This is a genomic window from Bacillus sp. FSL M8-0077 (genome assembly GCF_038050255.1).
In the GTDB taxonomy this organism is placed as follows: domain Bacteria; phylum Bacillota; class Bacilli; order Bacillales; family Bacillaceae; genus Bacillus; species Bacillus altitudinis.
The window spans coordinates 459,870-474,227 of sequence record NZ_JBBPAF010000001.1 but is presented as its reverse complement, the minus strand read 5'-3'; the positions used below and the strand labels follow the sequence as shown (position 1 = coordinate 474,227).

General features: G+C 44.3%; 13 protein-coding genes. 4 read left to right on the top strand and 9 right to left on the bottom strand.

Annotation, left to right across the window (positions count from 1 at the left end; all coding sequences use genetic code 11):
• Positions 1–54 precede the first annotated feature (54 nt).
• The 4 genes from NST57_RS02225 to NST57_RS02210 all read left to right on the top strand — a co-directional run bounded on the left by NST57_RS02225 (position 55) and on the right by NST57_RS02210 (position 4,930).
• Complete coding sequence (locus tag NST57_RS02225; RefSeq protein ID WP_341297943.1) at positions 55–921, top strand: TetR/AcrR family transcriptional regulator; 867 nt, start codon at positions 55–57, stop codon at positions 919–921.
• A 16-nt stretch (positions 922–937) separates the two neighbouring features.
• Positions 938–2,371: a DHA2 family efflux MFS transporter permease subunit gene (locus NST57_RS02220; RefSeq protein WP_142153965.1), complete on the top strand. Its 1,434-nt coding sequence runs from the start codon at positions 938–940 to the stop codon at positions 2,369–2,371.
• Between the two features lie 174 nt (positions 2,372–2,545).
• Positions 2,546–3,922, top strand: a complete 1,377-nt coding sequence (locus NST57_RS02215) for an aspartate kinase (RefSeq protein ID WP_073414896.1) — start codon at positions 2,546–2,548, stop codon at positions 3,920–3,922.
• 162 nt (positions 3,923–4,084) lie between these two features.
• Complete coding sequence (locus NST57_RS02210) at positions 4,085–4,930, top strand: GAF domain-containing protein (RefSeq protein ID WP_008347249.1); 846 nt, start codon at positions 4,085–4,087, stop codon at positions 4,928–4,930.
• A 186-nt stretch (positions 4,931–5,116) separates the two neighbouring features.
• On the opposite strand, the gene NST57_RS02205 is transcribed toward NST57_RS02210, so the two are convergent.
• The 9 genes from NST57_RS02205 to NST57_RS02165 all read right to left on the bottom strand — a co-directional run bounded on the left by NST57_RS02205 (position 5,117) and on the right by NST57_RS02165 (position 14,275).
• A complete protein-coding gene (locus NST57_RS02205) occupies positions 5,117–6,544 on the bottom strand; it encodes an ATP-binding protein (RefSeq protein WP_142153963.1) in 1,428 nt (475 codons plus the stop codon).
• A complete protein-coding gene (locus NST57_RS02200; RefSeq protein ID WP_144740451.1) occupies positions 6,534–7,229 on the bottom strand; it encodes a response regulator transcription factor in 696 nt (231 codons plus the stop codon). Before NST57_RS02200 ends, NST57_RS02205 begins: the two co-directional genes overlap by 11 nt.
• A 408-nt stretch (positions 7,230–7,637) precedes the next feature.
• Positions 7,638–8,972, bottom strand: coding sequence for an MmgE/PrpD family protein (locus tag NST57_RS02195; RefSeq protein WP_341297942.1), 1,335 nt, complete (start codon positions 8,970–8,972; stop codon positions 7,638–7,640).
• Entirely contained in the window at positions 8,963–10,120 is a 1,158-nt protein-coding gene (locus NST57_RS02190) for an amidohydrolase (protein WP_285529117.1), read from the bottom strand. Before NST57_RS02190 ends, NST57_RS02195 begins: the two co-directional genes overlap by 10 nt.
• Positions 10,121–10,153: 33 nt before the next feature.
• A complete protein-coding gene (locus NST57_RS02185; protein ID WP_008347264.1) occupies positions 10,154–10,900 on the bottom strand; it encodes an amino acid ABC transporter ATP-binding protein in 747 nt (248 codons plus the stop codon).
• Positions 10,901–10,912: 12 nt separating this feature from the next.
• Complete coding sequence (locus tag NST57_RS02180) at positions 10,913–11,587, bottom strand: amino acid ABC transporter permease (protein ID WP_341297941.1); 675 nt, start codon at positions 11,585–11,587, stop codon at positions 10,913–10,915.
• A 24-nt stretch (positions 11,588–11,611) separates the two neighbouring features.
• Positions 11,612–12,406: an amino acid ABC transporter substrate-binding protein gene (locus NST57_RS02175; RefSeq protein ID WP_007498164.1), complete on the bottom strand. Its 795-nt coding sequence runs from the start codon at positions 12,404–12,406 to the stop codon at positions 11,612–11,614.
• A gap of 22 nt (positions 12,407–12,428) precedes the next feature.
• Positions 12,429–12,932, bottom strand: a complete 504-nt coding sequence (locus NST57_RS02170; protein ID WP_341297940.1) for a GNAT family N-acetyltransferase — start codon at positions 12,930–12,932, stop codon at positions 12,429–12,431.
• A 17-nt stretch (positions 12,933–12,949) separates the two neighbouring features.
• Entirely contained in the window at positions 12,950–14,275 is a 1,326-nt protein-coding gene (locus tag NST57_RS02165; protein ID WP_341297939.1) for an LLM class flavin-dependent oxidoreductase, read from the bottom strand.
• Between the last annotated feature and the right edge of the window lie 83 nt (positions 14,276–14,358).

Here is a 14,358-nt window from a genome sequence, read left to right as displayed (position 1 = left end):
CTCGGTTTCCATTGTGACTCTATGGTTTTGCCGATTCGGAAAGGACTTATGAAGATGAATGAAAAGCAAGAAGAGATTTTGCGGGTGTCGAAGAAATTATTTTCTCAAAAAGGCTATATGAGTGTCTCCATGCAGTCAATTGCTGATGCCTGTAAAATATCAAAAGCGTCTATTTATAAACTGTTTGATTCAAAGGAAGCTCTTCTATTGGAACTGATTAAATACAATCAGCGCAAAATGAGAGAGATTTCTCAGATCATTCATTCAGAAACGACGCTGTCCAAAAAGGAAAAATTCACAAAGAAGATTAAGCTTGAGCTTGAAGAGTTTAAAGAGAATCATAAATTTTTGAATATGCTGTCCTTTGAGGCATTTTCTCAGCATTCACCCATTGTCATTAAGCATTTACGTGAGACACGCTCCATTATCATGCAGCGGCACAGAGACATGATTTTAAGCACATATGGTGAATCTGTTGCGCCTTATGTGTGGGATCTTGTCATTGTCCTCAACGGATTAATGAGAGAATTCATCTTGATGTTGGCGATTGAGCACAAGAACATCCAATTAGAAAATGCCGCTGAAATGATCATCGGTGTGATGGACCGTGTATCAAAAAAGCCTTGCTCTATTGAGCCTGTGCTAACAGATCAGCTGATGGATTCTTATTTGCTTTCCACACAGGAAGAATATGATGAAGAAAAGCTTGTCATCTCGTACTTAACAAAGATGAAACAAGAGCTTCACACACTATCAAACGGAGTAGAAAAGGACGATCTCCTCTCTGCATTTGAGCTGCTGAGTCAAGAACTGTCAAAGGACCAACCGAGAACCTTTTTAATCAGCTCATTGCTTGATTATTTAGGTAAACACAGCGTTTTATCACAAAACGTGTCACAGCTGAAAAGCATTATTTTATAGATAAAGAAGGGATAATATGAACCAATCAACAACATCGTATAATCGGTCTGTGATTGTTGGGATTTTCCTCGTTGGGGCGTTCGTTGCGATCTTAAACCAAACGCTTCTCATTCCAGCGATCCCGCATATCATGGAGGAATTCAATATTGATGTCAGTAAAGGTCAATGGCTGACCACAGCCTTTATGCTGACAAACGGGATTCTCATCCCAATTACGGCCTTTTTAATTGAGAAATTTTCAAGCCGTTCCTTAGTCTTAACAGCTCTTAGCATTTTTACAGCAGGTACAATCCTTGCTTCGTTCGCCACAAATTTCCCAGTGCTACTTGCAGCACGTATTGTGCAGGCAGCCGGTGCAGGGATTTTGATGCCGCTTATGCAAACGATCTTTTTAACCATTTTCCCGAAAGAAAAACGCGGGCAAGCCATGGGTATGGTCGGACTTGTGATTTCATTCGCACCGGCGCTTGGACCAACACTTGGCGGCTGGATTGTCGATTCCTTTAGCTGGAAGTTCCTATTCTATATTGTTCTTCCAATCGGTATTATTGATCTCATTCTTGCTTTCTTCTTAATGAAAAATGTCACACAGCAAAGAGACACTCGTATCGATGTCTTATCGGTCATCCTGTCTTCCTTCGGATTTGGCGGGCTGCTGTACGGATTTTCAAGTGTCGGAACGTATGGCTGGACGAGTGCGACCGTTCTGATTTCACTCATTGTCGGCGCTGTGAGCTTGTTCTTCTTTATCCTGCGTCAGTCGAATTTGAAAAGACCGATGCTTGAGTTTGGCGTCTTTAAGTTTGCGATTTTCAGCTTAACGACCTTTCTCGGTATGCTCGTCTTTGCTTTACTGATTGGAACAGAGACGATTCTGCCGCTCTATACGCAGAATGTCAGAGGATTATCTGCCCTTGATACAGGGCTGATCTTATTGCCAGGGGCTCTCTGTATGGGATTCCTATCACCGATTATCGGACGAATTTTTGATAAAGTCGGCGGTAAAGGGCTGGCTCTAGGCGGGTTTACGATATTAGCTGTCACTTCCCTGCCATTTATGATGCTGAGCCTTGATTCATCGATTACCCTCATTACAGTGGCCTACACGCTTCGCTTAATCGGGGTTGGGATGATCATGATGCCGCTGACAACAGCCGGTATTAACTCTTTACCACCGCACTTGATTCCGCACGGGACAGCAATGAATAATACGATGAGACAAATGGGCGGCTCTATCGGGACGGCTGTGCTTGTCTCCATTATGAGCAGCTCTGCTGCCAATGCAGCATTATCCGATCCAATGAAGTCAGCCGTTCATGGCATGAATACGTCATTTATCGTGTCTTGTGCTATTGCGGTCATTGGACTCGTCCTCTCATTCTTCTTAAAAGAAAAACGTAAAAACAAAGTGATGAAGCAGGAGCTATCTTCTTCCTCCTCTTCTTCATAAAAACAAAGAGCTCGGCATATAGCCGGCTCTTTTTTCATATATTCACATATAACGTCCTTCCTGAAAATACATTTGTTCACACAGAAAAGAAAACCCTTGATAATTTGAAGAAAAGAGTTGATAATAGAAACTATTCAATTTGTGAGAAAATTTTTACTATAGGAGATGTATGCATTGAAGGTCGTTAAATTTGGTGGCAGTTCTCTTGCTTCTGGCAAGCAGCTGCAAAAGGTATTTGACATTGTCACAGCAGATCCAGCTCGAAAAGCAGTCGTTGTTTCCGCACCAGGAAAACGGCATTCAACGGATACGAAAGTCACCGATCTATTAATTAGCTGCGGTGAACAATATTTACGCTTAGGTGAAGCACACGATTTACAAGAAGCTGTCATCGAGCGATATGCTTCGATCGCGGATGAGCTGGGGTTAGGTGATGACATTATTGACACCATCCGGCAAGATGTAAACACGTTATTACAGGCTGATTCTTCTCATCCTGAGCGTTATCTTGATGCGATTAAAGCAAGCGGTGAAGATAATAATGCAAAGCTGATTGCAGCCTACTTTCAGCATCAAGGCGTCGAAGCGCACTATGTGAATCCAAAAGAAGCCGGTCTATTTGTCAGCGACGAGCCTGGTCAAGCGCAAGTCCTTCCAGAATCGTATGATCATTTGTACAAATTAAGAGAACGCTCTGGCATCATTGTGTTCCCTGGGTTTTTCGGTTTTAGTCTAGCTGGTGATATCGTCACTTTTTCCCGCAGTGGATCAGACATTACCGGTTCCATTTTGGCAAATGGGCTGAAGGCGGATGTGTATGAAAACTTTACGGATGTGGATGCAGTCTATGCCGTCAATCCAACGATCGTTCATGAGCCAAAGGAAATCACAGAGCTGACGTATCGTGAAATGCGTGAATTGTCCTATGCGGGTTTTTCTGTATTTCATGATGAAGCACTTATTCCAGCCTTTCGGGCAGGTATTCCTGTACAGATTAAAAACACCAATAATCCAGCGGCCAAAGGCACGAAAATTGTGAATCAACGGGATCATACGAATGGCCCTGTTGTGGGAATCGCGTCAGACAATGGATTTTGCAGTATTTATATCAGTAAGTATTTGATGAACCGAGAAGTGGGCTTTGGACGTAAGGTGTTGCAAACGTTAGAGGAATATGGACTTACGTATGAACACGTGCCTTCTGGCATTGATGATATGACCATTATTTTAAGGCAGGATCAGCTGGAGGCGCAGCAGATTGAACAAGAGCTTTTAGACCGATTAAAGCTTGTGCTTGATGCAGATGAAGTGGTTTTAGAGCGGAACCTCTCGCTTATTATGGTCGTAGGAGAAGCGATGCGTCATAATGTTGGTACAACAGCAAGAGCCGCAAAAGCGCTGTCAAAAGCCAAAGTGAATATTGAAATGATCAATCAAGGCTCTTCAGAGGTGAGCATGATGTTTGGCGTCAAAGCAGCTCAAGAAAAAGAAGCCGTTCAAGCCTTATATGAGGAATTTTTCTCTATGTCCACGGTGCCCGTCTCCATTTAATCAGCAGACTGTCAGATCTCCGGATCGGCAGTCTTTTTGATCTCGCATGATTCGAGCTGATTTGCGCATTAAAGTATATCTATTTCTCGTTTGATTTTGTATGATAGAGACAAATCAACTATTGTTCCGGACATTGATCGGAGCTACAAGGAGTCCTAATCCATGCCTCGTCAACAACTATTAAAACAGTTTCGCAATTTTCATGATGCTTCTACAAGTATTTTAAACATGATGAGTCAATTCATTCATGTGAATACACTGTTTATTGCTAAAAATGATCAAAACACCAATCAGATTGTGAAGGTGCTAAATCACGACGAGCAGCTTCTTGAAGAAGGGGAAGAAAATCCTTACGAGAAGACATTTTGCAAGCTGGCGGTCGATCATCGCGATACGCTGTTGATCCCTGATATCCGCTTGGACGAGCGTTCAAAAAACTTAGACGTCACGAAACAGCTGCAAGGCGGATCATTCATTGGGGTTCCTATCGATTTTACTGATGGTACGAACTATGGAACAATTTGTGGACTTGATCTAAGGCCGCAGCAATTTACAGAAGAGCATGTTCATATGTTTGAAACGATGGCATCTTTATTGAGTTACGTCCTAGAACTCGACCAAGCCAACCGGCAGATTCAGCAATTATCTGTACCGATCGTACCTGTTGTTGACGGTGTCGCCGTGCTCCCTCTTCTTGGTGATATCGAAGAGACACGTGCGCAGCATATTTTAGAAACCATTTTACAGGAAAGCTACAGGCTGTCGCTCTCTCATTTGGTCATTGATGTTTCAGGGACAAAACGACTCAATGAACAAAGCATTCAATACTTGGTCAGCTATGCGCAAACGTTAAGACTTTTAGGCATTTCAGCTGTTTTAACAGGAATTAAGCAAGACCTTGCGCTGAGTGCGATTCAATCGAATATTTCATTTAAAGACATCACCATTCGTAAGGATTTACCGCAGGCACTTGCTCATATCGGCTTAACGTTCTCCAAAACAGAATAAGTGATGATACACCAAAAAGGGCTAAACCGAGTTTAGCCCTTTTTCTTCTTTTCAGCGTGATAGAAAACCTTTGCAGTCTAGGAAAGACGAGTACCGGCGCGGAGCGAATTTCGCATTCGTGAGCACCGGCACGCAGGACTGACACCGAATGCGAGGGTTTGTCTACACGCTGAGGCTAAACGGAGTTTAGCCCTTTTCTTGTGGTAGCGGTAAACGAATGATAAATGTTGTTCCCTTATGTTTTTCGCTTTTTAAATCGATATGTCCTTCATGCAAGTCCACAAGCTGCTTGACAATAGACAAGCCAAGTCCGTATTCTCCATATGGTGTATTCGTTCTCGAAATATCCGCTTTATAAAAACGTTCCCAAATGTGTTTGACTTCTTCAGGTGCAATGCCGATTCCCGTGTCTTCTACTTCAATGATCGTTTCCCCATTCTCTTCTTTCCCTCTCAAAGAAATACGGCCGCCTTCTGTAAATTGAATGGCGTTCTTTGTGATGTTGACGAGGATTTGAATGAGCCGGTCATAATCTGCGTATACCTTTTGTTCAGGGTGAACCTCTACCATGAGCTGATTGTTTTTCTCTTCAGCCATTCGGCTCAGCTGCTCCTTAATCACTTCAAACGTATCAATGAGTGGATAGTGAAATTTTTGAAGGGTGATTTGATTCGACCTGATTTTCTCATAATCCATATTTTCATTGACGAGACGCAGCATTCGTTTTGTCTCATCAGTGATGAGCGCATAGCATTTCTCTTTCTCTTCTGCCGGCACATCGGCAGTATTCAGCCATTCGACCAATCCTCGAATGGTCGTCAGCGGTGTTTTCAATTCGTGAGACACATCCGCAATGAATTGTCGCCTACGCTTTTCGAGCCGGTCAATTTCCTCTCTTGATCGTTGGAGGCGTTTGGCCATCATATTAAAATCCTCACTGAGTGTACCAATTTCATCAAGGTGTTTGTTTTCAAGATTGATGTTGTAATCACCTTGAGCGATCTTCTCTGTTGCCTCTCTCAGTTTTTTGATTCGGTTCACGTGAAATTTAGACAAAAACAGACTGAGAATAAAGGTAATTGTCAGTGCCACAAACACGATGATATACAGATAACGATTCATCTGAGCAATCAGCTCTTCCGCTCCTTGGATAGGGGCAATGAGAACGACACCGCCCTTTAGCTCTCCGTCCTCCATCACAGGAAGTGCCACAAGCGATGCTTCTTGATCAAGACGGCGTGAATCACTCCGCTTGACAATGATTTGCTCTCCTTTTGAGAGCTTGGCCCACAAATCTTTTGTCAACAAAGCTTCATGCGGTGGCATCCCTTGCTGCTGAGACAAAACATCCCCTTTCTCATCAAACACGAAAAAGCGAATTTGTCTTGTCGAGAGAATATCTTCAAATGGACGCAGGCGGAAAACCATCTCGGTTTTTGGCAGCTGTTTAAAATTCTGCAAAATTTCATTCCCATAAGAACTCATTTCATCTACTCTGTTTTGATAGGCAATATCTTTTACAAAATGAGACATGAGGGTGCTGATAATAATGATGGCAATGAGCAATAACCCAAGGTGACTAATCAGCAACTGGTAAAAATATTTAATCTTCATCGAACTTATACCCTACGCCCCATACCGTATACAGAAAGGGCTTAGGTCCGTCTCCGATTTTTTGGCGCAACCGCTTAATATGAACATCAACCGTTCGTTCATCACCATAAAATTGGTATCCCCAAATTTGCTCAAGCAATTGTTCTCGTGAAAATACTTGCCGAGGATGCTGTATAAAAAAGCACAGCAAATCGTATTCCTTTGGCGTTAAATTTTCGATCCGTTTCCCCTCTAGAAACACTTCTCTCGTTTTTTTATCTAACTGAAAATGTTCGGTCTCCAGCCGTTTATCCTCTTTCGCTCCTTCTTGAGTAGATGTTGTTTGAGCAAAGCGTCGTTTCACTGCTTTGATTCTTGCCATTAAGGTGAGCGGACTAAAGGGTTTTGTCACATAATCATCTGCCCCAAGATCGAAGCCTAGCACCTGATCAGATTCCGTTTCCTTTGCTGTCAGCATGATAATCGGAACATCACTGATCTGGCGTACCTTTTGACAAATGGTCAGACCATCCATTGAAGGAAGCATGACATCTAAGATGAGCAGATCCCAATCCTCCTCTTGCTTAAATCGATTCAATCCTTCTAATCCATCATGGACGAATTCCGCTTGAAATCCTTCTCGTTGAAAAAACATATCCGTCATTGTACAAACACTCTGGTTATCTTCAATCATTAATATTTTCATCATCAGCCTCCGCTGTTGCCTTTGTTTTTCTTTATGTAGCTTTATTTTACATGTTCCTTCTCAAATCTCAATTGGATTGATACGATTTCATGAACTTATCATGCTTTGGTCATCTTTTATTCATACTTTTTGATGGAGCTGGGTATTGAGGGGACCCGCATTGATTTTTGTTATTAAAAAAAGCTCATCTGATTGATGAGCCCAGATTGTTGACAAAGGGCTAAAATGAACTTGATTTTAGCCCTTTGTCTTCTTTTCAGCGTGATAGAAAACCTTTGCAAACTAGGAAGGACAGCTATTTTCACGGAGCGAATTTGACGTTCGTGAGCACCAGCACGCAGGACTGACAAAGAATGCGAGGGTTTGTCTACACGCTGAGCTCATCTTATTGATGAGCCCTTTTCCTTGTCATGCCAGCAGCTGCAAGTAAGTAGCGTCGTTCCCCTCTTCAACCGCCTGTAAAAGCTGCTTTGCCTGTGATGTGCTGGTGACGCTGCTTAACTTTTGTATGATGTCTTCTGTCGATAACGCACAGCCTGGTGCTCCCCGAGGGATATCGACCCGTTTGCTGATGGTGGACCCGTCAGATAAGTTGAGCTTTACAATCGTAAATCGCCCTTTTGGCACTGCGTCTGGATGGGGTTCTATCGTTTGATCATATACTCTATTTACCCGCTTCATCCATGTCCGCAGCTCTGGTGAAATGGCTTTTTTCGTAAAAGCATCCAGTGATAAGGGTTGTCCAAACACCGCTAGTGCGATGACATACTCGACACTAAATCGTCCCTCTTCTCCCGTCAAAGGTGCCCGCTCCGTGAGTGCGGCATCTCCGCCAGGCGGAAACATGACGTCGACCTGTTCGATCTTCCCCTGTAAGGAAGAGTGTTCTTGTACTAATGACTCGATCGCATCAGCTGCATGATGTGCCGCTGAACAGAACGGATACACTTTAAACCATAGACCTGGCGACACGATACGCCACGCAGTGCCATAGTCCTCTAGCAGACGTCTTTCCGCTAGTTTCTGATCCCCATAGAGAGAAAAGAAGCCCAGCTCTCCATCCAGAACCGATTCACTCCCGCCAAAACCTGAACAAGCTAAATCCATGGACCATACGGCTGTTTTAGCGGCGAGGCCAGCTTGTAATGGTTTCATATCAGTCCCAAACTGCTTTCGCATTCCAGCTGATTGCGCACCAGCAAAGCCGATCGCTTTCGCCAGCTCTTCCTGTGAAACTTGTTTCAAATAACCAATGGCACAGACCGCTGCAATGGCTCCCAGAGTTCCGGTATTATGCCAGCCCCGCTCATAGTGCGACTTGCCGATGGATTCACCTAGCCTTGCCATTACTTCGACGCCAGTAATATAGGCTGCTAGAAATCGATCACCGTACGCCTCCCCGTTGGTCAGCTGGGAAAGCAAGGCCGGGATGATGACCGCACTTGGGTGTCCTCTCACATCAGAATGCACATCATCATAATCAAGGGCGTGAATCAGGTAGCCATTTAGCATGGCTGCGGATTGACGGCTGACCTTCTTCCCTTGACCAATGACGGGAATTTGAGCCGCGCCGCCTTCTTGTTCCACCAGCGCCATGAGCTTCTGAATCCCTTCATCCTCTTTTGCAGCAAGTGCTGCTGCCGCAGCGTCTAACAGACCGTTTCGAGCCATTTGAACGGCCTGTTGATCTTGCAGCGGATCAGCAGAGAGCACTGCCTCTGCGAGCTGTTTCGTTAGTTCCATGATCTTGACTCCAACGCCCGAACCGCAAGCTCGGAGAAGAAAGCAGCGGCAACAGGGAGTGCGTCTTCATTTAACGTAAAGGCAGGGTGATGCCATTCCTCGGTACCGCTTGTCCCCATCCAGACGAAAAAGCCTGGAATGCGTTCTTGGTAAAGGGCAAAGTCTTCTCCGCCTGGTGACTGTTCTGCCTCTACTACTGCGAGATCAAGTGCTCCTGCCGTTTCTTCCACAACCTTTGTCAAACGCTCGTCATTCATCACAGAAGGCAAATACGGATGCCATTTCACTTCTGCCTTTGCGCCAAATCCTTCTGCGATACCGCTCACGATCTGTTTCATGAGATCTGGAATCATCGCTCTCACTTCAGGTTCAAACGTCCGAACGGTCCCTTCCATCTCGACGCGATCAGGTATCACATTCCATGATGTGCCGCCTTGAATACGTGTGATACTGACAACCGCATGATGCAAGGAGCTGATGCGGCGACTGACGATTTGCTGAAGGGCGCTTGTGATCTGACCGCTGATGGCAATCGGATCAATTGTGTGATTTGGAATTCCAGCATGACCACCCGTTCCTTGAATGTCGATTTCAAACCGATCGACACTCGCCATTAACGCTTTTTCTCTTATCCCGATGGTGCCAACTGGCAGGTTAGGTTTATTGTGCATACCAAATATCGCATCGACTCCATTTAAGACGCCTGCCTCTATGACGTGTTTCGCTCCTTGCGCCACTTCCTCAGCCGGCTGGAACAAAATGCGGACTGTTCCCTTGAGCTCATGTTTCCTTTCGTTTAATAGGACGGCCGCACCAAAAATCGAAGCGGTATGGAAATCATGGCCGCATGCATGCATTTTTCCCTGTATCTTTGAAGAAAATGGTTCACCAGATGCTTCTTCAATTGGAAGTGCGTCAATATCGGCTCTCAGAGCAATCGTTGGTCCCTCTTGTTCTCCTTTGATTTCACAAACGACTCCTGTTTGAAGATCTGGGAAATCGAGCACTGTGATCCCTTCCTCTTGTAACCAGCCTCGTAGTTTTTTTGTCGTTTCATACTCTTCAAATGCTAGCTCTGGATGCTCATGAAGCGCTCGGCGCATGTTAATTAAACGTTTGTTTAAAGCTTCATTTCCTAATGATTTCACTGATACTCACCCCTCTAAAGAGTAAAAAGCAGCTTATGCTTCTTCAGCCGCTGCTTCTTTTTGGATAAATCGTTTTGTTCGTTCATTCTTCGTTTCGTCAAATAGTTCGGTTGGTGTCCCTTGCTCGATGATATGACCATCTGCCATAAAAATCACATGATCTGCTACTTCTCTTGCAAACGCCATTTCATGTGTCACGATGATCATCGTTGTTTCTTGAATGGCAATGGATTTAATGACTTGAAGCACACCTGAGACAAGTTCTGGATCGAGTGCTGATGTTGGTTCATCCAGCAGAATCGCATGTGGATCGACCGCTAACGCACGGGCAATCCCGATTCGCTGCTGCTGACCGCCGGACAGTGTAACCGGATAGCTGTCAGCTTTTTGTTCTAGCCCTACTTGTTTCAATAACTCCATGCCGATCTCATTTGCCTGCTGTTTTGTCATTTTTTTCGTCACAAGCAGTGACTCTGTAATGTTTTGCAAGGCTGTTTTGTTTTTGAATAAATTATAGTTTTGAAACACCATGGCCGTTTGCTGACGCAGGTGATGGGCTTCTTTACGTGTATATTTAGACGCATTCAGCTTCGCATCGCCAATTTCAATCGTACCTTCATCTGGCGTTTCTAATAGATTTAGACAGCGCAGCAATGTTGATTTACCGGAGCCAGAAGGTCCGATAATGGCCACAACCTGCCCTTTTTGCACATCAAGATTAATTCCGTCTAAGACGACCAGGTCGCCGAATGATTTTTTCAAATTGGTGAGCTTGATCATGTCCACACCTCCTTAATTCCGGTAAGGTTTGCTGATTTTTCGTTCAAATAGGTCTTGTAGGAAACTATAAATGATGGTGAGCACCCAATACACAATGCCAACCGCTAAATACGTTTCAAAGTACTTATAGTTGGCCGATGCAATCATTTTCCCTTGTGCAAACATTTCTGCCACCCCAATGGTAAAGGCAAGCGATGTTTCTTTTAAAAGTCCAATAAAGGTATTCCCCGTCGCTGGAATGGCATTTCTGACGGCCTGCGGGAAAATAATTCTGACGTAAGACTGCCATCTTGTCATGCCGACAGATAAACAGGCCTCAAGCTGCCCTTCATCCACTGAATTAAGAGCCGCTCTAAAAATTTCTGCTAAGTACGCTGAGTTTTTAATACTTAATCCGATAATGACCGCTGTTAGGGCATCCATTGAGGTCATCGCAGGGAATAGCTGCGGAAGACCAAAATAAATGAGAAAGAGCTGAACCAAAGTTGGAACCGCTCTGAAAAAAGAAATATACAGCTTGGCAAATTGGTATAAGACAGGTATCCGGTTTTTCGTTATAAGCGCGAATACCACACCAATGATAATGGCAAATACCATGGAGACAATCGCCATGAAGATCGTTATCGGCAAGTATTGAATCAAGGTTGGAAAAACCGTCACCATATACTGCCAATCAATGTAATTCATGTCTGCTTTTCACCGCCGCTGTTGTTATTTTTTAATTGGAACTGTGACATCATCTTTGAAATATTTCTCAGACAATTTCTTCAGTGTTCCGTCTTCTCTTAATTCTTTGATCGCTTGATTGAATTCTTCTCTTAGCTTGTCGTGCTTTTCATCTTTGGCAAATGGGTAGCCGACTTCTTCATATACGATTGGGTTGCCGACGATTTTGAGTGGAAGTCCTGTTTTTTCAATTTGAGCTAACAAGACACTGCGTCCGTTGACGTAAGCATCTACACGGCCATTTGCGACTTCATTTAATACACCGTCTTGTGTTTCATATGTTTTGATGTTGATTTTCTTGTCTGGGTCTTTGCTCTCTAGGTTTTTGGCGTGGTTTGAGCCAAGAACAGCCGCCACCGTTTTTCCTTTTAAGTCGTCAAGTCCTTTAATGTCCTTGTTGTCCTTCTTGACAATGATTTGTGTTCCTGCGTATGCATACGTATCTGTAAAATTGAACGTTTGTTTACGCTCATCTGTAATCGCAACTTGGTTTGATACGGTATCCAGCTTACCAGATGTCAGCTGACCCATCAGTCCGCTGAATTCACTCAGCTGCCAGTCTAGTTTGTAGCCTAGCTTTTTCGCAATGGCTTCTGTGACTTCGACATCAAATCCTACTAGTTTGCCGTTTTCTTTATAAGCAAATGGATAGCTTTGGCCTGTAGCGCCCACTTTAAGCACTTTTTCGTCTTTGCCTTCACTCTGATTGCCCCCGCCGCATGCCGCTAACACCGCAAGCATTGCCGCAAATAAAACAACTAGCCACTTTTTGTTTTTCATGTTCGTACACCCTTCTTTCCTCTTATGGTTGTGTAATATCTGATCTTAATTGTTTTTTAAAGTAAATGGTGATATGACCTTTGCCTAGATCCTTTTCACCTGCTCTGACATAGCCTTTACGCTCATACATGTCCCTGAGCCACGGATGCTTATCAGCTGTACCGAGAGAGACATACGGTACCTTTAGTGTGTCCCTTAGCACTTCAGTTTCAACCCACTCAAGCAAGGCTGAGCCTGTGCCTTTTTTTGCCGCTGGTTCTGAAGCAAACCACCATATATGCGGAACGCCGAATGGTCCTGGCTGTTCTCCCCAAGGCATACGGAGTGATAAGGTGGAGAGAAGCTCTCCGTTTTCTTCCATTACATAGCAAAGGTTCTTTTGTACATTTTTCTGAACGAGGGCGACATCTGCATGTGCTGCTTGGAACTGGATGCCGAGCTCACGGATCGGCTCGTAGGCTCTTATTGTCAGTTCCAGAAGCGCTTCTATATCTTCCTCAGTTGCCAGACGAAACGTATATCCCAACGTTGGTCACCTCACCTTTATGTCGTGTAGCGATTTTTTGGCTGTTTTAATCCGAGATTTTCTCGTAAAGTTTGTCCTGTGTATTCTGTTTTGAACAGGCCTCTTTCCTGAAGGATCGGAACGACGCGGTCTACGAATGTATCAAGTCCTTCTGGCAATAATGGCGGCATCACGTTAAAACCGTCGGCTGCTTCCTCAACGAGCCATGTCTCCATCACATCTGCTAACTGCTCAGGTGTTCCAATGAAGATATGGTGCCCACGGGAACCTGCAACAGATTGGTAGAGTTGGCGAATGGTCAGGTTGTCCTTTCTCGCCATATTCATTACAAGGTCAAAGCGGCTTTTCACGGCATTTGACGCGCTTGGATCAATCTCTGGAAGCGGTCCGTCTAGTGGATACTGCGAAAGATCAATACCCCCTAAGTAGTTTTGTAAAATGCTAAGGCCGATCTCTGGAACAATCAGCTCTTGTAATTCTTCATACTTCGCTTTTGCTTCTTCTACTGTATCGGCAATGATTGGGAAGATGCCCGGCATGATGCTGACATCCTCTCTAGCTCGTCCAGCAGCCTCTACTTTCCCCTTCAAGCTTTGGTAAAATTCCTTCGCTTTGTCGAGATCGTTTTGTGCCGTAAAAATAAGCTCAGCCGTTTTAGCCGCAAGCTTTTGACCATCTTCAGAAGACCCTGCTTGAATGATCACCGGCTGTCCTTGAGGGGTGCGTGATACGTTAAGCGGACCCCTTACGGAGAAGAATTCACCTTTGTGCTGCAGCTCATGAAGCTTACTAGACTCAAAGAATTCTCCTGTTTCTTGGTTTCTGACAAGTGCGTCCTCTTCCCAAGAATCCCACAGACCTTTGACGACATCGACGAATTCTTCAGCTCGCTCGTATCGTTTGTGGTGCGCTAAATGCTCTTCTCCGCTAAAATTTTTCGCTGTTTCTTCAATAGAAGATGTGACCACATTCCATGCTGCTCGTCCGCCTGATAAATGATCGAGTGAGGCAAACTGTCTCGCAATATGGAATGGCTCACTGTATGTAGTTGATGCTGTTGCTGCTAAACCAATTGTTGAGGTAGACTCTGCAATCGAAGAAAGCAGGGTGAGCGGTTCAAATCTCGTTAATACATTTGGATGAGATGTATGATTAATTGATAAGCTGTCGGCTAAAAAGAGCAAATCCAACTTCCCTTCCTCGGCCTTTTTCGCTAATTGTTTAAAGTAATCAAGATTCATGGCTGCGTCTGGTACTGCTTTCGGATGTCTCCAAGAGGCGACATGATGTCCAGTTCCTGCGATGAATACGCCTAGCTTGAGCTTCCGTTTCGGCTGTGACACTTGTTCTTCATCCTTTCTATATCTTCCTGTATCAAGCAGTTCTTTTTACAAGATACATTTTTCTGATTGAATTAATCGGTTTT